The 19,548-nt window shown below is 49.9% G+C and carries 21 protein-coding genes; 20 read left to right on the top strand and 1 reads right to left on the bottom strand.

The window, feature by feature from the left end:
- Positions 1–125 precede the first annotated feature (125 nt).
- From NST83_RS00160 to NST83_RS00190, 7 genes are all read left to right on the top strand, one after another.
- A complete protein-coding gene (locus NST83_RS00160) occupies positions 126–404 on the top strand; it encodes a Veg family protein (protein ID WP_137061092.1) in 279 nt (92 codons plus the stop codon).
- Between the two features lie 165 nt (positions 405–569).
- Positions 570–749 carry a small, acid-soluble spore protein, alpha/beta type gene (locus tag NST83_RS00165; RefSeq protein ID WP_007428013.1) on the top strand — a complete coding sequence of 60 codons (180 nt, stop codon included), beginning with the start codon at positions 570–572 and terminating at the stop codon, positions 747–749.
- 156 nt (positions 750–905) lie between these two features.
- Complete coding sequence (gene ispE / locus NST83_RS00170) at positions 906–1,760, top strand: 4-(cytidine 5'-diphospho)-2-C-methyl-D-erythritol kinase (RefSeq protein WP_342416148.1); 855 nt, start codon at positions 906–908, stop codon at positions 1,758–1,760.
- A 185-nt stretch (positions 1,761–1,945) separates the two neighbouring features.
- Entirely contained in the window at positions 1,946–2,785 is an 840-nt protein-coding gene (gene purR, locus NST83_RS00175; protein WP_137061094.1) for a pur operon repressor, read from the top strand.
- A gap of 162 nt (positions 2,786–2,947) precedes the next feature.
- Positions 2,948–3,235 carry a septation regulator SpoVG gene (spoVG, locus tag NST83_RS00180; RefSeq protein WP_007428016.1) on the top strand — a complete coding sequence of 96 codons (288 nt, stop codon included), beginning with the start codon at positions 2,948–2,950 and terminating at the stop codon, positions 3,233–3,235.
- A gap of 345 nt (positions 3,236–3,580) precedes the next feature.
- Complete coding sequence (gene glmU, locus NST83_RS00185) at positions 3,581–4,978, top strand: bifunctional UDP-N-acetylglucosamine diphosphorylase/glucosamine-1-phosphate N-acetyltransferase GlmU (RefSeq protein WP_342416149.1); 1,398 nt, start codon at positions 3,581–3,583, stop codon at positions 4,976–4,978.
- A 59-nt stretch (positions 4,979–5,037) separates the two neighbouring features.
- On the top strand, positions 5,038–5,991 hold the full coding sequence (locus NST83_RS00190; protein ID WP_014279037.1) for a ribose-phosphate diphosphokinase: 954 nt from the start codon (positions 5,038–5,040) through the stop codon (positions 5,989–5,991).
- Between the two features lie 69 nt (positions 5,992–6,060).
- Here NST83_RS00190 and NST83_RS00195 read toward each other — a convergent pair whose 3' ends face one another.
- Positions 6,061–6,261: a hypothetical protein gene (locus NST83_RS00195; RefSeq protein ID WP_342416150.1), complete on the bottom strand. Its 201-nt coding sequence runs from the start codon at positions 6,259–6,261 to the stop codon at positions 6,061–6,063.
- A gap of 75 nt (positions 6,262–6,336) precedes the next feature.
- Between NST83_RS00195 and pth the strand changes: the two genes are divergently transcribed.
- The 13 genes from pth (at position 6,337) to NST83_RS00260 (ending at position 19,146) form a co-directional block, all read left to right on the top strand.
- Positions 6,337–6,897 carry an aminoacyl-tRNA hydrolase gene (gene pth, locus NST83_RS00200; protein WP_137061097.1) on the top strand — a complete coding sequence of 187 codons (561 nt, stop codon included), beginning with the start codon at positions 6,337–6,339 and terminating at the stop codon, positions 6,895–6,897.
- 87 nt (positions 6,898–6,984) lie between these two features.
- A complete protein-coding gene (locus NST83_RS00205) occupies positions 6,985–7,215 on the top strand; it encodes an anti-sigma-F factor Fin family protein (RefSeq protein WP_137061098.1) in 231 nt (76 codons plus the stop codon).
- A 134-nt stretch (positions 7,216–7,349) separates the two neighbouring features.
- Complete coding sequence (gene mfd, locus NST83_RS00210; protein ID WP_342416151.1) at positions 7,350–10,877, top strand: transcription-repair coupling factor; 3,528 nt, start codon at positions 7,350–7,352, stop codon at positions 10,875–10,877.
- A complete protein-coding gene (locus tag NST83_RS00215; RefSeq protein ID WP_342416152.1) occupies positions 10,861–11,979 on the top strand; it encodes a peptidylprolyl isomerase in 1,119 nt (372 codons plus the stop codon). The genes mfd and NST83_RS00215 overlap by 17 nt, the downstream gene beginning before the upstream one ends.
- Before the next feature lie 167 nt (positions 11,980–12,146).
- Entirely contained in the window at positions 12,147–12,689 is a 543-nt protein-coding gene (spoVT, locus tag NST83_RS00220) for a stage V sporulation protein T (RefSeq protein WP_137061100.1), read from the top strand.
- 139 nt (positions 12,690–12,828) lie between these two features.
- Complete coding sequence (locus NST83_RS00225; protein ID WP_342416153.1) at positions 12,829–14,634, top strand: polysaccharide biosynthesis protein; 1,806 nt, start codon at positions 12,829–12,831, stop codon at positions 14,632–14,634.
- A 169-nt stretch (positions 14,635–14,803) separates the two neighbouring features.
- Positions 14,804–16,303 (top strand): nucleoside triphosphate pyrophosphohydrolase, encoded by a 1,500-nt coding sequence (mazG, locus tag NST83_RS00230; protein ID WP_342417841.1) that lies wholly within the window; start codon positions 14,804–14,806, stop codon positions 16,301–16,303.
- A gap of 302 nt (positions 16,304–16,605) precedes the next feature.
- Complete coding sequence (locus NST83_RS00235; RefSeq protein ID WP_007428028.1) at positions 16,606–16,878, top strand: HU family DNA-binding protein; 273 nt, start codon at positions 16,606–16,608, stop codon at positions 16,876–16,878.
- Positions 16,878–17,156, top strand: a complete 279-nt coding sequence (locus NST83_RS00240) for an RNA-binding S4 domain-containing protein (RefSeq protein WP_014599342.1) — start codon at positions 16,878–16,880, stop codon at positions 17,154–17,156. Before NST83_RS00235 ends, NST83_RS00240 begins: the two co-directional genes overlap by 1 nt.
- A 148-nt stretch (positions 17,157–17,304) precedes the next feature.
- On the top strand, positions 17,305–17,589 hold the full coding sequence (yabP, locus tag NST83_RS00245; RefSeq protein ID WP_342416154.1) for a sporulation protein YabP: 285 nt from the start codon (positions 17,305–17,307) through the stop codon (positions 17,587–17,589).
- Positions 17,586–18,164 carry a spore cortex biosynthesis protein YabQ gene (gene yabQ, locus NST83_RS00250; protein ID WP_137061103.1) on the top strand — a complete coding sequence of 193 codons (579 nt, stop codon included), beginning with the start codon at positions 17,586–17,588 and terminating at the stop codon, positions 18,162–18,164. The genes yabP and yabQ overlap by 4 nt, the downstream gene beginning before the upstream one ends.
- A gap of 4 nt (positions 18,165–18,168) precedes the next feature.
- Positions 18,169–18,498: a septum formation initiator family protein gene (locus tag NST83_RS00255; RefSeq protein ID WP_044646042.1), complete on the top strand. Its 330-nt coding sequence runs from the start codon at positions 18,169–18,171 to the stop codon at positions 18,496–18,498.
- A 123-nt stretch (positions 18,499–18,621) separates the two neighbouring features.
- On the top strand, positions 18,622–19,146 hold the full coding sequence (locus NST83_RS00260; RefSeq protein WP_014279051.1) for a S1 domain-containing RNA-binding protein: 525 nt from the start codon (positions 18,622–18,624) through the stop codon (positions 19,144–19,146).
- Positions 19,147–19,548 lie beyond the last annotated feature (402 nt).

The following is a 19,548-nucleotide window of genomic DNA, read 5'->3' on the forward strand; positions in this document are numbered from 1 at the left end:
ATTATTCCTGTTCGCAAAAAATTAAATTGACAACTTATTTTTCGTGTTGATATAATATTTAGCTTGATTTGACATTGTCTCTAAAATTCGTTATAATGGACAAGGAAAGAGGTGGTCGTTAGGCAATGGCTAAAAATACGCTGTTGGAAATCAAACGCAGTCTCGACGCACATGTAGGGCAAAAAATTTTGCTGCGGGCTAACGGCGGACGCCGTAAGACCGTCGAACGAACTGGTGTCTTGGAAGAAACGTACCCTTCTGTTTTTATCGTCAAGCTGGATCAGGAGCAACAAACGTTCAAACGTGTCTCCTATAGCTATGCTGACATCCTTACCGAGTCGGTGGAAGTTACCGTATTTGATCCCGACTCCCATACAAGTGTCGAATATTTTGACACACCTTAATTGATTTTTGTAATCTATACCGGCTTTGCAGGTTTAACGGCGGCTTCGTCATTTCAAATGACGAGGCCGTTTTTGTATATTATGGGGCAGGATGAAGCATCGCGTCTTTGCGCATACTAAGGCGGGAATGATCTTCCTTATTCCACTGCCGAAGGAGGCGTATGCATGAGTCGGAGAAGACGAAGTGTCATGTCGGAAGAGCTTAAGTATGAGCTGGCTAAGGATCTTGGATTTTACGACACGGTTAAGGAAGAGGGCTGGGGAGGCATTAAAGCCAAGGATGCGGGGAATATGGTCAAGCGGGCCATTCAGCTTGCAGAGCAGGCAGCTTCCCGCAAATCGTAGCCATCGTAAGTGCTTCGGTAGTTCCGATGAAAAAGCGGGGATCTCCGGTTTATACTGGGTGATCTCCGCTTTTTTGAACCTCATGACTTGACACGCTGAGTCTGATATAATATGTTAAGCTGTCTTGAAGGGAAAAGTTGAAGGTGGGTGAACGCCTTGAAAATATACGAAAAAGCTCCGGCAAAAATCAATTTAATGCTTGATGTATTACGCAAACGGGATGATGGTTATCACGAGGTTGAAATGATTATGACCATGGTCGATCTGTCTGATCGCTTGACAATGTCCGAGCTACCGCGTGATACGATTATTATTTCAAGCCAAGCCGGATACATACCGCTAGATGAGAAAAATCTGGCTTTTCAGGCCGCGCGTCTGATTAAGGAACGTTATGATGTCTCTACGGGCGTGCATATTCATCTGGACAAGCACATTCCGGTAGCCGCAGGATTGGCAGGCGGAAGCAGTGATGCCGCGGCAGCGCTGCGTGGACTGAACAAGCTGTGGAAGCTTGGCATCTCGGATGCTGAATTAAGAGTACTGGGCGCAGAGCTTGGCTCTGACGTGCCCTTCTGTATTACAGGCGGTACGGCTTTAGCGAGCGGACGAGGGGAATTGCTTAAGCCACTTCCGAATCCACCCCAATGCTGGGTCATTCTTGCGAAGCCGCCGATTAATGTATCGACGGCTGAAGTGTATGGGCGCGTCAAAGCCGATCAGATCACGCATCATCCGTCTGCCCGGCAGATGGAGCAAGCGATCCGTAACGCTTCTTTTACCGATGTATGTAATGCGCTCGGGAATGTACTGGAGGATGTCACACTCAAGCTGTACCCGGAGGTGGAGCATCTTAAAAACTCCATGATCCGACTGGGAGCCGATGGGGTGCTGATGTCAGGCAGTGGTCCTACGGTGTTTGGGCTGGTGTCGAAGGAAGCTAAAGTGCCACGTATCTATAACGGACTCAGAGGATTCTGCAAGGATGTGTACGCAGTACGACTTCTGACCTGATTTTGGTTATTTATTTCTAATTTTAGTGGTATTTGTTGTACAAATACGTACGAAGATGATATATTTACTATTAAATATTCGGATTTTACTATATCACTTACATTCCGCCAGCAGCCGGCCAGTCCGCCGGTGCTTTTACTGTACGAAGCGGGCGGCAGGAGAAGAATAGATCGCGAGGAATTGTTGTGAAAAAACTTAAAAGAAGCTCACGATTGGTGGAAATGACACAATTTTTGCTGTCACGGCCGCACACGCTGGTGCCTCTTACGCATTTTGCGGATCGTTATGGGGCGGCTAAATCGTCTATAAGCGAAGACCTGGCCATTATCAAAGAAGTATTCGAGGATGAAGGCATTGGTGAGCTTCTGACGCTAGCGGGAGCTGCAGGAGGCGTCAAGCTGATCCCAAGACTGTCCAGGCAGCATGCACTCACATTTGCGAAGGATCTGTGTGCGCAGCTGGAGCAGCCGGATCGCATCTTACCTGGAGGGTATCTGTATCTGTCGGATCTGCTGGGTCAACCGGCGATGATGAATGAGGCCGGCAAAATATTCGCTACCGCTTTTGCCAACAGACAGATTGATGTAGTCATGACGGTGGAAACTAAAGGAATTCCGCTTGCTTATGCAACTGGAGCACAACTGAACTTGCCGGTTGTCCTCGTACGGCGTGATCATCAGGTAACGGAGGGCTCGGCAGTGAGTATTAATTACGTCTCGGGATCACAAAAGAGCCTGCATACGATGTCATTGTCCAGACGTGCCATGCGCGAGAAATCGCGTGTACTCATCGTGGATGATTTTATGAAGGCAGGCGGTACGATTCAGGGGATGGTCAACTTGCTGGCTGAATTTGATGCTGAGGTAGCTGGAGTAGGTGTGCTGGTAGAATCGGGCGAGGTGGAGAACGAAGAGCGCTTGCTGCACGATTATATTTCACTGGCGAATCTGACCGCGGTCGATTCCCGAAGCAAGCAGATTACAGTCAGGCTGGGAAATTATTTTGATGAATCTACAGGACAGTAAAATGTCACAATTCATCAAAATATCCCTAAATATGTCGAAAAGAAATCTTTTCAAAAAAATTACCTGAATTTAGGATACATTTGTCCAAAAAAAGAAGGAATTCGAAATGCTGTGTGGAATGTATACACCAAGTCCTATTTGGAAAAAGGTGGTGAAACACACATGCAGATTACGGATGTTAGACTCCGCCGAGTGAACTCAGAAGGAAGAATGAAGGCGATTGCATCCATTACGATTGATAACGAGTTTGTTGTTCATGACATTCGTGTTATCGACGGTAATAACGGGATGTTCGTGGCTATGCCTAGCAAACGAACCCCGGACGGAGAGTTTCGCGATATCGCTCATCCGATATCTTCAGGAACCCGTGAGAAAATTCAGGCTGCTGTACTGACTGAGTACGAACGCGCCGCGGTGGATGAAGAAGTAGCTATTGAAGAAGGCGCTTAATTCGTCTAAAACAAGATTGGGGTACAAAAGAAAAGAGGGCCACAAACTGTGGCTCTCTTTTCTTTTTGTCTGGAATGAGATATATTCTTTAATGAGTTAACAGTCAGTTTTAAGGCAACTTGGAGCCATCCGGGCTGCCGAAGCGACTTTTTCATAAGACAGGGATCAAGCAGCAATGGGTCCCAGGGATGAATGTCCAGCACAAGCTGGCCTGAAAAAATAGCCATTAACTAAAGGTTCGCCGTTATTTTTCAGGAGGATTGTGAAAAGTTAAGCAAAAATCTGATCTGGAAATTAACGTTTTAGCCAAAGGGAAATTGTTATTTTCAGGATAGGAGGTTGGACTTGTTGGAAAGGTTGGCAGTCATTCTTGCCGCAGGGCAGGGAAAACGTATGAAATCCAAATTATATAAAGTTCTGCATCCGGTATGCGGGAAACCGATGGTCGGTCATGTACTCGACACGGTTCGTGAGATCGGGGTGTCCCGCAGCGTAGTCATTGTGGGTCACGGTGCGGAAGCGGTACAGTCCTATTTGGGACCGTCGGCAGAATACGCGCTTCAGGCAGAGCAGTTGGGAACGGGGCATGCTGTCAAGCAGGCCAAAGACTTGCTCGGTCAGGAGAAAGGTACGACCATCGTCATCTGTGGAGACACCCCCTTGATTACAGCGGAAACGCTGGAGGGCTTGGTGCAGCTACATGAGAATCGTGGAGCGTCCGCAACGATTCTGACCGCTGAGCTGGACGACCCTAAGGGATATGGTCGGGTCATCCGTGATGCTGCGGGAGCAGTGCTCAAGATCGTGGAGCAGAAGGATTGCTCACCTGAGGAAGACGCTGTTCGGGAAATCAACACGGGAACGTACTGCTTTGATAATGCCAAGCTGTTCGCAGCGTTGGACAAAGTAACCAACACCAATGCACAGCAGGAATACTACCTGACAGATGTCATTGGTATTTTGCATGGCGAAGGCGAGAAGGTTGAGGCATATTTAACAGATGATGTGTCGGAATCCATCGGTGTGAACGACAGGATCGCTTTATCAGTGGCTGAGGGATACATGAGAGAACGCATTGTGCGCAAGCATATGCTGAATGGTGTGACCGTCATTGATCCATCCTCTACCTACATCGAGAGTGAGGTTGTCATTGGTTCCGATACAGTGTTGAACCCGAACACGTGGCTGCGCGGTCAAACGCAAATCGGCGAAGATTGTGTGATTGGTCCGCAGACTGAAATTCAGGATACCATTATTCATTCGGGCGCAACGGTGAAGCATTCGGTGTTGAATGAAGCTGAAGTAGGCAGCAGCACATCTGTAGGCCCGTTTGCCTATCTGCGTCCAGGTGCGAAGCTGGGCGAGCATGTGAAGATTGGTGATTTTGTTGAGGTGAAGAATGCGACCATTGGTGATCATTCCAAGGTGTCTCATTTGAGCTATGTCGGTGATGCCAAGGTGGGTACAAACGTTAATATCGGTTGCGGGGCAATAACGGTTAATTATGATGGTTATAATAAATCTATTACAGAAATTGAAGATGATGCCTTTATTGGCAGCAATGTGAACCTGATCGCCCCAATTAAGATCGGAAAAGGTGCTTATGTCGTAGCAGGCTCCACCGTAACACATGCTGTCCCTGATAACGATCTGGCCATTGCCAGACCGCGTCAAGAGAACAAAGCCGGATATGCGGATAAAATCCGCGCGCGTGCCAAAGCGAAGAAGAAAAGATCGGAATAACCGTAATCAGCAAGCTGTTGGATCTGTAATGAATGAATCAGCACGGAGGGTTTCTATAAATGACTTATTGCGATTCCAAACTCAAAATATTTACTTGTAACTCCAATCCGAAGTTGGCCCACCAGATTGCGGACTACATCGGAATTCCAATGGGGGAATCCCATACCACATCGTTTAGTGACGGTGAAATCCAAATCAAGCTGTCTGAAAGTGTGCGCGGTTGCCACGTATACATTGTGCAGTCGACTTGTCTGCCAGTTAACGACAACTTGATGGAGTTACTGGTTATGATTGATGCACTCAAGCGGGCTTCCGCCAAAAGCATTAATGTCGTTATGCCATATTACGGCTATGCCCGTCAGGATCGGAAAGCACGTTCACGTGATCCGATCACAGCGAAGCTTGTCGCTAACCTGATTGAAAAAGCGGGTGCTCACCGCGTAATCAGTATGGATTTGCATGCGATGCAAATTCAGGGATTCTTTGATATTCCGGTGGACCATATGTTCGGCGCGCCAATTCTGGCCCAGTATTTCCGTTCGAAGCAGATTGAAAATCCGGTTGTCGTTTCCCCTGACCACGGCGGTGTTGTGCGTGCGCGGAAGTTAGCGGATTTCCTGAATGCTCCGCTGGCTATTATCGACAAACGTCGCCCTGAGCCGAATGTAAGTGAAGTAATGAACATCATCGGGAATATTGAGGGTAAAACCGCTATTCTGATTGATGACATTATTGATACGGCGGGAACCATCGTGCTGGGCGCGAATGCGCTCAAGGAAGGCGGCGTAACGGACGTGTACGCGTGCTGTACGCATGCAGTGCTCTCCGGGCCAGCTATGGAAAGACTGGAGAATTCACCGTTAAAAGAGGTGGTCGTGACGGATACCATTCCGATCGTTCACCCCAATCCGACAAGCAAGCTGAAGGTATTATCTGTGGCTCCATTAATGGGAGAAGCCATTATCCGTGTGCATGAGGAATTGTCAATCAGCAAACTGTTTGAAATCGAATAAGCGCTGGCTCATTAAAAAAAGGGGTTGCCTCTTCCAACTGGAAAAGGTAACCCCTATCAGCATGTCAGGCTAAAAGCCCGGTCTGGATATAAAGGTGAAGCGCTGGCGATTGTATAGCGTGTCCTCCATTTCGACAAAATGCTCGTTAAAACGCGCAATGATGCCAATCTGGATATGTACATCCCCGTCGTAGACCTGGACAGGAACCGAATGTTTTAAATGATAAAGAAAATGGCTGTCATATAAGAGGATATCACCCTGATTGAGCATACTAGCACGCACCTTCCTGTTCAGTATAACTATTTTACCAAAAAATCAAGACTTCGAAAGAGGGTGTCATGGTTTATGAAGTGGATTGTAGGATTGGGCAACCCCGGTCCCCAATACGAAAAAACGAGACATAATGTTGGATTTATGGCGCTGGATGCTCTGGCGGCCCGCCATAACATCCAGATTAACCAAAGTAAATGCAAGGCGTTGATTGGAGAAGGACACATTGACGGCGTAAAAACCGTGCTGATCAAGCCGATGACCTATATGAATCTCTCGGGCGAATCTTTGCGTGCTTATATGGACTATTACAAAGCGGATATAGATGATTTGGTCGTAGTTTATGATGATCTGGATACAGAGGTCGGCAAAATAAGACTCCGGTATCAAGGCAGTGCAGGCGGTCATAACGGGATCAAGTCGATTATCCAGCATACGGGCACACAATCCTTTAATCGGGTTCGTATGGGCATTTCCCGCCCTGAGCCTGGCTACGCCATCGTGGACTATGTTCTGGGAACCTTTCCGAAGAAGGAGAAGGAGTTGCTTGCTGGAATGATAGAGGACACGTGCGATGCTTTGGAATATAGCTTGGGTCATCCTTTTGAACGGACCATGGCTGAATTCAATAAGTAAGGTCTGGAACAGGCAGGATGGGCTTAAATGGAAGTTTGTTGGACATACTGAAAGGTATAGAAAACTTTCAGGAGGCATATACATTACATGATTGTAAATTATGTATGCAGACATTGTCGAACTTTCTTGGGACGGATTGATTCCGATGCAATAACCGAAGAAAGGCTGGGCTTCCATTCCTTGACCCCTGCCGAGCGTAGAGATATAATAGCGTATAATTCGGGCGGTGAAGTGACCGTTAAAGTCATTTGCGAGCACTGCAACCAGGCACTGGAAAATAATCCGGAGCTGAGTCTGCTCGTAAATCCGCTCCAATAACAGGTATTCAACTGGTCTCATATACCAGCTTGAGAGGTGAAGCGGTAATCCCGCTTATGGAGCCTTGGCAGCATTGCTGAGGCTTCTTTTTCAGTTTACATGCAACTATTTATAAGCATAAAGGGGTGCCTTTTTTGTTACAAGCACTTATTCAGGCTTTTACCAAGGATGCTGATTATGCATCCATCGCAGCAGGTATTTCATCAGGCATGAAGGAGCAGCTCATATCTGGCTTATCGGGCTCTTCTCGCCAGGTACTGATGGCCGCGCTTGCGGAAGATACCGGACGACCGATCATGGTCATGACGCACAATATGTTTGCCGCTCAAAAAATAGCAGATGATTTGCAGGAAGCGCTTCCTCCTGAACGGGTTTTGTTGTACCCCTCGAATGAGCTGGTGGCTGCTGAGGCCGCCATTTCCAGCCCGGAGACGCTATCCCAACGAATTGAAGTATTGATACGATGTGCCCAGGGATTTCGTGGGATTGTTGTCGTGCCGTTTTCTGGTGTCCGGCGTTTGCTGCCGCTTCCAGAGACATGGCGTGAAGCTCGAATCGAGCTGAAAGAAGGCGAAACGATTCAACTGGAGTCGTTCTTGCTGCATATGGTCGAGATGGGGTACCAGCGGGTGGAGCGTGTAGAATCACGTGGAGAGATGAGTGTCCGTGGCGGGATTATCGATTTTTATCCGATGACAACCCGTTGGGGTTACCGCGTGGAGCTGTTCGATGAAGAGATTGACTCCATTCGTATGTTCGACCCGCAAGATCAGCGTTCGGTGGAAAAGGTACAGGAAGTTACCGTAACGCCATGCAAGGAAGTCATAGCGGATAGCGCTCGTATGGATCAGGCGGCAGATGCCGCTGCGATTCTGTTGGAGGAGCAGCTCGGTAAAATGACAGACCGTCAGGCCAAGCTGCATCTGAAAGAGGAGATTCACCGCGAAATTGAACTGCTGCGGGAGCATGTGTATTTTGACGAAATCTATAAATATATCTCGCTGTTGTATCCCGAACGCAAAACCTTGGCAGATTACATGCCAGAAGATACCATTCTGATTATTGACGAGCCGGCGCGGATGCTGGAAACAGCCAAGCAGCTTGAACGGGATGAGTCCGAATGGAATCTGCATTTGCTTCAAAACGGTAAAACGTTACCGCAGCTAGAGCTATCAGATAACTCGGACAATCTGCTGTATAACCGGAGATTTCAGACGTTGTTCCTGTCGATCTTTCTCCGTCAGGTTCCGCATACGCAGCCGCAAAATATTTTGAATTTCATCTGCCGGGGCATGCAGGATTTCCACGGCCAAATGAATGTGCTCAAGGCGGAAATGGATCGATGGCGCAAGGCGGGCACGCAGGTTATGATGCTGGCGAGTGGAGACGAGCGGCTGGATCGGATGCGCCGGGTGCTTCACGATTACGGTATTGATGAGCCGACGATGGCTATTGGCAATTTGCAAAGCGGTTTTGAGATGCCATCTATTCATCTGGCGGTGATTACCGAGGGCGAAATGTTCTCGCAAAAGCAGCGTAAAGCACGCAAGCAGGGCCGCCATGTGGACAACGCGGAACGGATTAAGAGCTATAGCGAGCTGAAGGTGGGCGACTATGTCGTACACCAGAATCACGGGATCGGGAAGTACATGGGGATCGGCACGTTGGAGGTTGGCGGTATCCACAAGGATTACATGCACATTCTCTATGCGGGCGGCGATAAGCTGTCTGTGCCGATTGAGCAGATTGACCTGATTCAGAAGTATGTCGGCTCAGAGGACAAGGAACCTAAGATTTACAAGCTGGGCGGTAATGAATGGACACGTGTGAAGAGCAAGGTTCGCAGCTCGGTTCAGGACATTGCTGACGACTTGATCAAGCTGTATGCTGAACGGCAGTCAGCGCCGGGTTTTGCTTTTGAAAAGGATTCACCAGAGCAGCAGGAGTTCGAGGATATGTTCCCGTATGAAGAGACACGTGACCAGATTCGGGCGATTGAAGAGATCAAGAAGGATATGGAGCAAAGCCGTCCGATGGATCGTTTGCTGTGCGGTGATGTAGGCTACGGCAAAACAGAGGTCGCCATTCGTGCTGCGTTTAAGTCGGCTATTGAGGGCAAGCAGGTGGCCGTGTTAGTTCCAACGACGATCTTGGCACAGCAGCATTATGAGACGTTTCGTGAGCGCTTTTCCGGGTATCCGTTCAACATTCAGGTGTTGAGCCGTTTCCGTTCGCGCAAGGAGCAGAATGAGACGATTAAAGGGGTTCGTCAGGGGACCGTCGATATTGTCATAGGCACCCATCGCCTGCTATCGCAGGATCTGGTGTTTAAGGATCTGGGGATGCTCATTGTCGATGAGGAGCAGCGGTTTGGCGTGACGCACAAGGAAAAGCTGAAAAAGCTGAAAACGAATGTGGACGTGCTGACGTTAACGGCTACGCCTATTCCGCGTACGCTGCACATGTCTATGCTCGGGGTTCGCGATTTGTCGGTCATTGAGACACCGCCGGAAAATCGTTTTCCGGTGCAGACTTATGTTGTCGAGCACAGCCAAACATTGGTGCGTGAGGCGATTGAACGCGAGATGGCACGTGGAGGACAGGTGTACTACCTGTATAATCGCGTACAGGGTATTCAGGAAATGGCTGCCGAGATCAATGCGCTCGTGCCGGATGCCAAGGTGGGCGTAGGTCACGGCCAGATGTCCGAATCCGAGCTGGAGAAGACGATTTTGGACTTCCTGGACGGTGAATATGATGTACTGGTCAGCACCAGCATTATTGAGACCGGGGTGGATATTCCGAATGTGAATACACTCATCGTGCATGATGCCGATAAAATGGGGCTGTCCCAGCTTTATCAGCTGCGTGGGCGTGTAGGCCGTTCCAACCGGATTGCCTATGCCTACTTTACGTACCAACGGGATAAGGTGCTGACGGAAGTGGCAGAGAAGCGTCTTCAGTCGATCAAGGAGTTTACGGAGCTGGGCTCCGGGTTCAAGATCGCGATGCGCGATTTGTCGATTCGCGGAGCGGGGAATTTGCTTGGTGCAGAGCAGCACGGATTCATTGCATCCGTCGGTTTTGATCTTTACTCGCAAATGCTGGCTGAGGAAATTAATAAGCGCAAGGTCAGCGTGCTTGGAGAAGAGGATCTGTCGAATCGAAATTGGAGTACGTCCATTGATTTGGGCGTGGATGCTTACCTGCCGGGAGATTATATTTATGACAGTATTCAGAAGATTGAGATTTATAAAAAGGTTGCGGCAGTCAGCACGTTTGACGAGGCAATGGAGCTGGAGGATGAATTGGTCGATCGGTTTGGCGATCTGCCGGAGGCTGTGCTTCATTTGCTGGCTGTGGCCCGTCTCAAGGTATATGGGCGTATGTATGGCATTGAGTCCATTGTCCAGCGGGATGACAACATCGTGTTGAAATTCCACGAAGGGCGCCAGCAGGCGGTACAGACCGCCAAACTTGCGGAGATTGGCAATCGCTTTGAAAGACGTGTACAATTTGAACAGGGCACTCCTATGAGCGCACGCATCAAAGGCAGAGGTCTGGATGATCCACAGATACTAGAGCTGCTGGAGCAATTTTTGAGTGCACTAAAAGATGCATTCACATTGAAGGAGGAACTGCAAAATGTCACAACCAAATAAAAGAAAACCTTGGAGAATGCTATCGGTGGCCATTGCCGCGGTGCTGGCTATATCGGTGCTGGCGGCATGTACGAAGCAAGCCGAGGAGAGTAAGGTCAAGGACCAACCGAAGGACAGCAGTAAGGTTGTCGTAACCTACACTGGCGGAACCATTACGGAAAATGAGTTTAACCAGGAAATCAGTATGATGAAATTCCTGTATCCGGAATATGGAGCGATGCTTGCTTCGGATCAGGTGCGGGAGCAAATTGCCAAGCAAGAAGTGGTGTACAAGCTTCTGGCTGAAAAAGCAGACGATAAGTCCAAGGAACAGGGCGCCAAAGAAGGAACCGAACAACTGGAGCAGTATAAAAAGTCGGTTGGAGATGCTAAATTCAAGACATTTTTAAGTGATCAAAAACTGACTGAGCAGGGTGTGAAGGATTACTTTACCCGTGTGATGACGGTGATCAACAGTGAGACGAACAAAGTGACGGACGATCAGCTGAAACAGGAATTTGAGAAAAACAAAGATCAATTCACGACAGCAACCGTGCGTCATGTACTGATTAATTTCCAGGATCCAAAAACGAAAAAAGAACGCAAGAAGGAAGATGCTCTCAAGCTGGCCAAAGAAGTAAAGGCGAAGCTGGATGGCGGAGCTGATTTTGCGACAATTGCCAAGAAATACTCAGAAGATCCGGGTTCGGCCTCCAATGGCGGTTTGTATGAGAATGCATCCGTAGCTCAATGGGTGCCTGCATTCAAGGAAGCAGCCGAGAAACAGCCGATCAATAAAATCGGAGATCCGGTAGAAACAGAATATGGATATCACATTATCAAGGTGGAATCCCGCAATGAGCCTACGTTTGATAAATTGAAGGACAACGAGAAGGCTGCTTTGAAAAACAAGCTGGCTGGTGAAAGTATTCAAAACTTTACCGAAAAAGATTTGGCCAAACTTAATTTGAAATTCAACCTGCCGAAGGCACCTGCTACGCAAGAGAAAAGCGGCACCACACCGGGCGCTGGCAGCACTGCTACGCCTGAAGGCACTACAGGTGGCACCACTGGTACCAAAGCAGGAACAGCCAAGGACGGAGCTACAACCGAAGGTAAATAACTGAACATGCATAAGGAATTGGGAACAGATGAATACTATGGTCAGATATCACCATAAACACCATGACCGTGACGTTCTTCGTGACCGCTTCCGGGGGAGCGGAAGCGTCTTTCGATACCGTCAGTAGTTTACTAAATTCTTCTTGAGAAAGTGGGGCAACATGTGAAATGAAAGCTACTGGTATAGTTCGCCGTATTGATGATCTGGGGCGGGTAGTTATTCCTAAGGAAATTCGCCGCACCTTGAGAATTCGTGAAGGAGATCCGCTTGAAATTTTTGTGGATCGTGACGGAGAAGTCATTTTGAAAAAGTATTCGCCTATCGGTGAACTTGGTGATTTCGCCAAAGAATACGCTGAGTCCCTGTTTGAAAGCACAGGCCATATTACGATGATTACCGACCGGGACACCATTATTACGGTGGCTGGAGGCTCCAAAAAAGAGTTTCTGGACAAGCCGATCGGCAGCATTATCGAAGGTAGTATGGAGAACCGCAAAACGGTACTGGAAACAGCCAGCGGCTCCTATGAGCTGACCCGAGACCACGAAGAAACACTCTCGTCCTTTGTGGCGGCTCCCATTGTTTCGGGTGGTGATCCTATTGGTTCCGTTGTGCTACTGAACAAGGACGAAAACGTGAAAATGGCCGAAATGGAGATCAAAATGGCTGAAACAGCCGCTGGTTTTCTCGGCAAACAAATGGAACAGTAATCCCCCGTTCCGCCCTGTAGGACGTACTGAATGGCGAAAGCCTTTAGTCGTCTTGCGGGGCTTTTTTTCTTTCCTGATAAAGAGGCGGTATAATAGGACTCGTGAAAGATGCATATTTCAGGTAGGAGTGGAACGGACGATGCAGGAAAATCGCGCCGCTTCGCGGCTGCTGCGGGGTGCTGTCATTTTGACACTGGCGGCGGTTGCAAGCAAGCTGATCGGCACATTGCAAAAAATTCCGCTGCAAAATATCGGCGGTGACGGTGTTTTCGGTATTTATAATACGGTTTATCCTTTTTATACGCTGTTGATTACTATTGCCGCTGCTGGATTTCCGGCAGCGATATCCAAATTTGTAGCTGAGTATGAGGCGGTGGGAAACCGGGCGGCAGGGCAACGAGTAGCCCTGTTGTCCTCGCTTGTATTGGGCATGTTTGGTGTGATTCTGGGCGTGCTGATGTATACGTGCGCACCACTGATCGGACAGTGGATCGACAATGGTCATGTCATTCCCTCGGTGAGGGCGGCGTCCTTTGCCTTTTTGTTCGTGCCGGTTATGGCAGGGCTAAGGGGATATTTTCAGGGTCTGCAAAATATGATCCCGACCGCTGTCTCCCAAGTGACGGAGCAGACGGTACGTGTGGGTGTGATGATCATGCTGTTGCTGCTTATGCTGTCGCAAGGAGCGGGACCCGATATGATCGCTGCCGGGGCTGTTTTTGGTTCTGCGGCTGGCGGGGCAGGGGGTCTGGTCGTCATGTTGCTATTTTGGCGCAACCAGAGGAAGAAGCTCAAAAGGCAAGAGAGGTCCTATGAGCAGGCTTTGCAGGTTGCTGGGAAGACAGAACAGATGGGCATACAGGAGACTGCGTCTGGAAGTTTTGGCGTCATAGAGAGAACGACGGACGATTTGGCGAGTGACAGTCGTGCTGTCGTATCAGGTGTGCTAGAGAGTGCATCCGGGACAGTACAGGAGCGGGCTGGAGAAGCCCACCGGACGGAGAGCTACGGTGCTTTGCTAAAAGCATTGCTTCGTTATGCCCTGCCTGTTTGCCTGGGAGCGCTGGCGGTTCCGCTGATTAGCTTGGTGGACACGTTTACCGTGCCTCGCTTGTTAAAGCAGGAGGGTTTGGATGATACGGGGGTTATGGTGGCCTTCGGTGTCTATAACCGAGGTCTGCCCCTTGTACAGCTGGTGATGATGTTTGCCACTACGCTGTCGGCATTATTCATTCCGTCGCTGGCGGAAGCCAGGGTAACTGGCGGCACGGAGCTGGCGCGCCGCCAGTGTGAGCAATCGCTGCGCTGGTTCTGGCTGCTGGGACTAGCCGCCGCGACAGGCTTAATTGTGCTGGCGGTGCCCGTCAATGTGATGCTGTACGCGGACGACACTGGCAGCGGAGTCATGCGCTGGATGGCGCTGACCGCCGTAGGCGGCACGCTCAGCATCATCTCGGCGGCGCTGCTGCAAGGGCTGGGCGCAGTTCGCGCCCCAGCCTTGGCGATGCTCGCCGCAGCCGCAGCCAAAGCGCTGCTGAACTGGCTGCTCGTGCCGCAATTGGGCACGGCTGGCGCAGCCATCGCGGGAGCCGCCGCATATCTGCTGGCGGCGGCGATCAACATCGCGCTGCTCGCCCGCCTGGCGGGGCTGCGCTGGAGCTGGTCCGCCAGCGTGCTCAAGCCGGCGGCACTGCTTGTCGCCTTGGCCTGCGCAGCTGCGGCGGCGATGTGGGGCACCAGCGCGGCGCTGGGTGCCTTGGGGTGGGCCGCCGGAGGCCGTGCCACGGCGGCGGCGGAAAGCCTGCTGGGCGTAGCCGCAGGCGCCGTGGTGTTCGTGATCGGCCTCACACGCTTGAGGCTGATCACGGAGGCCGAGCTTGCGGCGGTGCCCAAGCTCGGCCGCCCGCTGGCAGCCGTGCTGCGCAGACTGCGCGTGCTGGCGTAGCCTTGTGGCTATGCCGCTTGCGGTTGCGCGGTGGGGACAGTCGCAGCCATTTTATGAGCCTGTATATACTTTGTGGTATAGTAGTGCCAAAGCAAAGGAAGCGGAAGCAGGCAACGCACCGTACATTTACGGAGTGTGTGCCATGTTTCTGCGGAACGGAGGATTGAACATGAGCGCAATACTAACAGTCGTAGGACTAGGCTCGGGAGACCCGGATCAGCTTACGATAGGGACATTGAATAGAATGCGGGGCGCTTCGGCGCTGTATCTGCGGACGAAGGAGCACCCGGCAGTTCAAGTGCTGGATGAATTTGAAGTGGCCTTCGAGTCGTTTGACACCGTGTATGAGACCAAGGAATCTTTTCCAGAGGTATACGAGGAAATTACCAGTCAGTTGATAGCAGCGGCCGTTAAAGCTGTGGATGGAAGTGAAATCGTCTATGCGGTTCCGGGTCACCCGATGGTTGCGGAGGCGGCGGTGCAATTGCTCAAAGAGCGCTGTCCTGTGCATGATATTCAACTGAACATCCTTGGCGGCGAAAGTTTTCTGGATGAAGCTTTTGTGCGTCTTGGCTTTGACCCGATTGAAGGTTTCCAGTTGTTGGACGCAGGTACGCTGGATACGAGCTGGCTTCAGCCTCAGTTGCACACGTTGATCGGACAGGTATATGACACGTTTACGGCTTCGGATGTGAAGCTGTGTTTAATGGAGCGCTATCCTGATGACTATGAGGTCTATGTAGGTCATGCGCTTGGCGTGGAGGGCGAGGAAGTGGTGCATAAAGTGCCACTGTACGAGCTGGATCGGGTGGAGGGCTACGGAAACCTGTCTCTGGTGTACATACCGCGCAGTGAGGATGATGCGCTGAAACGGCGCTCCTTTGACCGTCTGCATGAGATTGTTGATATTTTACGCAGTCCGGAAGGTTGTCCATGGGACCGCGAACAGACGCATCAGTCGATCCGCAAAAATCTGATCGAGGAAACCTATGAAGTCATCGAAACGATAGATGAGGACGACCCTGATCACATGAAGGAAGAGCTGGGCGATCTACTGCTGCAAATTTTGCTGCATGCCCAGATGGAAGAAGAAGTTGGAACCTTCAATGTGTATGATGTGATTCAAGGGCTGAATGACAAGCTGATATTCCGCCATCCGCATGTGTTTGGAGACAATCAGGCGAATGATGCGGAAGAGGCGCTGCAAAACTGGGAACAGATGAAAGCCGAGGAAAAGCGGATGAAAGGCACAGCGTCAGCACAGCCTTCCGTACTGGATGGGGTTCCGCGCGATTTGCCTGCTCTCATGAAGTCGTACAAGCTCCAGAAAAAGGCGGCGAAAGTAGGCTTTAACTGGGATGGCATTGAAGGCGTATTCGACAAAATGGACGAAGAATTGGCAGAGCTGAAGGAAGCGGTCCGCGAGGGACATTCCGTGGAGGCGCAGTTGCTGGAGTTGGGCGACGTGCTATTCGTTGCTGTGAACGCGGCCCGTTTTATGGGAGTTGATCCAGAAGAGGCGCTGTCCGCCACAAACCGCAAATTTATCGACCGATTCCAGTACATTGAGAAAAGATTACGTGAGCAGGGACGAAGTCCCGAGGACAGTAGTGTGGACGAGATGGAGATATACTGGCAGGAAGCGAAAAAAATTCTTGGCGGGTCTTAGGCCGTAAAGGGAGCAAATGCCCGTGTGAAGCGTATCCGTTTGAGGAGACTTGCCAACGGGGAGGCTTTTGTAGTAGGATGTTGGCTTAACTGGGGTCGAATTAAAAAACGACTGCCATTGCAGGATTTTTAAGGCCAAGCCAGAATAACTTGTAGTAATTCTGAAAATAACTGTAGTCTACGGGCAACCGTACACCAGTTGTGTTCAGAGCGGCTTCAGCCGCAGTTTGACCTCACGTCTGTCCCATTTTATGGACATGCCAGCGTGATGATTATTTTTTGAATTTGGGAGGCTTTTAACTTATGAACAAGACAGATCTGATCAACAATATTTCCAGCAAAAGCGGTTTGAGCAAACGTGACGTTGAAGCTGTATTGAATGGCGTACTTGGTGAAATTACAGATGCACTCGCTAGTGGCGACAAAGTGCAACTGATCGGGTTTGGTACTTTTGAAACGCGCAAGCGTTCCAGCCGTACAGGCCGCAATCCACAAACCGGCAACACGATTGAAATTCCAGAATCGACCGTTCCTGCTTTTAAAGCCGGTAATAAGCTTAAAGAAGCCGTCAACTAATGCGTCTTGATAAATTCTTGAAAGTCTCGCGGCTGATTAAGCGGCGTACGGTAGCCAAGGACGTCTCCGAACAAGGGAGAGTCGTGGTGAATGGACGCGAAGCCAAGCCGAGCAGTGCGGTCAAAGTGGGCGATGAAATCACCGTCCAGTTTGGCCAGAAGCTGGTGACTGTGCGAGTGGAACGGCTCGCCGACACTACACGCAAGGACGAGGCTGCAAGTATGTACACTTTAGTGAAGGAAGAGCCCATTGCCAGAGACAATGGTTTGAACTGGTAACTGGAATCTAACTTTCTAATATGCTGTACATTAAAGCATCCCTTCATATTCTCATGAAGGGGTGCTTTTTCTTATGCAGTTTCTTTCGTGCAGTTCTAAATCCTGTTGTCCCCTTCATAAGCTAAGAACAGAAGGAGGGGTACATGCCATGATTGAACAAGGGAAGCCCAAGAACCATGACCTGCGCATGCAAAGCCGAAAGCAGCTCGACATTTCAGGCGTCAGCAATGTGGAGAGCTTCGATAGTGAAGAGTTTCTGCTTCAGACCGAGCTGGGTCATCTCACCATTCGCGGACAGCATTTACATATCAAAAACCTCAGTCTGGAAGAGGGGCTGCTGTCTATTGAAGGTCTGATTACTTCCCTCATCTACCTGGAGCCCGGGGCCCCGGCCAAAAACGGAAAAAGCCTATTCGGCAAGCTCTTCAAATGAATCCTCACACACAATGGCTGACGCTGACGTGGATGCTGCTGTCGGGCATAGCTATGGGAGTGGTGTTCGACAGCTACCGGGTGCTGTCCATCCGCTTTCATTTTGCCCGTTGGAGCATTCATACGTTGGACGTGCTGTATTGGGTGGCCTCGGCCCTGTTTATTTTCCGTGTGCTGTACGCGAGTAATCGCGGGGAGCTGCGGTTTTATGTCTTTTTAGGACTACTTTTGGGGGTTTGGCTCTATTTTTGGGCCTTTAGTGTTACAACCCAACGTTTTGTGGTAATGTTATTAAAGATAGTCCGCAGACTGACGTTGATCGTGAACAGCATACTGCGCATCCTGATTGTTCTTCCGGTGTTGGCGCTGTATCGGCTGGTACGCAAGCTGGTCGGATGGACATGGGCACTTATTGTGTTCCTGGGAAGGATGCTGATATATATCCTGATACCGGTTTGGAAGCCCTTTGTTTGGCTGATCGGTCCGCTTAAAGCGCGTTGGAGGACTCCAGAATTGCTTGTAAAGCTCGGCATCAGACTGAAAAACACGGCAAAAAGATGGTTTGGAAGGAGGTAGTATCATGCGTAATTCGTCTGTAGATCGCCATTCATCTCCTACGTCCAAGTCCAACGCGGGCGGGCGCAGGCGAATCATGATTTGGTTGCTATCGCTTGCCGCCTTTGGTAGTTGGGCTATTTTTACCTTTTTTTCTCAAGGTATGATTATGGCTGATCGAAGTGAACAGCTCACCCAGAAGGAAAAACAGAAGCAAGCTGCTACACAAACGGAACAACAGCTCCAAACTGAAGTGAATCGTCTCAAGGATCCCGAGTATATCGGAGAAATTGCCAGAAGTAAGTACGGTCTTTACAAACCGGAAGAGACGCCGATCATCGGGGAGCAGAAATAGGCGCATCATCGGGTCATTGCTTAGTTGACCTTGGTTCCGCCATTTTGTATAATCAAATCACCACAGCGGGATTTTTTTGCAAAAAAATCGGTTGTATATTTTAAGGGAGGATCATTTTATTCTATGGCAATTGAAGTGGGCACCAAGTTAGAGGGCAAAGTGACAGGCATCACGCATTTTGGAGCATTTGTGGATTTGTCTGGAGGTGTCACGGGTCTCGTTCACATCTCGGAAATCGCCGATAACTACGTTAAGGATGTTAACGATCACCTGAAGATTAATGATGTCGTGACGGTGAAAGTCATTAATGTTGACAAAGACGGCAAAATCGGACTTTCCATTAAGCAAACGATTGACAAGCCGGCAAGTGAAGCCCGTCCGCCAAGAGCTCCAAGACCGGAGCGCACAGGAGGACCAGGTGGAGGCGACCGTTTCGGCGGTGGAGGTTCAGGTCCAAGTCAAGGACGCGGTGGTGGTGGCGGTGGTTTCAACCGCGATCGTGGAGGTCGTTCGTTCAAGCCTGCACCGGGTAAACCTTCATTTGAGGATAAAATGTCACGCTTCCTGAAAGATAGTGAGGAACGCATTTCGTCGCTGAAAAAGAACACCGAAGGTAAACGCGGAGGACGCGGCGCGAAGCGTGTTTAATTCACTTTGACAACCGTATCAACCATACACGGAAAACCGTACAGTCGAAAGACTGCTACGGTTTTTTTGCGTTCTGCCGACAATAGCTGAAATATGTAAAGGCTATGGGAGCGAGGGAGATCCGTCCGGCCGTAATCTTCCATGCATTTTATGATATTCAAGAATTGTTGAGCAAAAAGCAGAGCCATCAAGCTGAAAAGTGGACGTTTTTTTTGTCGTGTGGACATAATCGTCCGACAAACTCCAACGGTTTTCCGTCTATCTTCTGGGCTAATCGCTAGTCTAAGCGAAGGTGTGGGCGACAGGAAGAGGTCTTGTAAGGAGATGGCGCTCTTAATTACCATACGCTTCCAAGCGGACGTAGCTTGGCATTGGAGCCGATGCTCTGTGCTTTCGCGGAGA

This window comes from Paenibacillus sp. FSL R10-2782 (assembly GCF_038592985.1).
In the GTDB taxonomy this organism is placed as follows: domain Bacteria; phylum Bacillota; class Bacilli; order Paenibacillales; family Paenibacillaceae; genus Paenibacillus; species Paenibacillus terrae_C.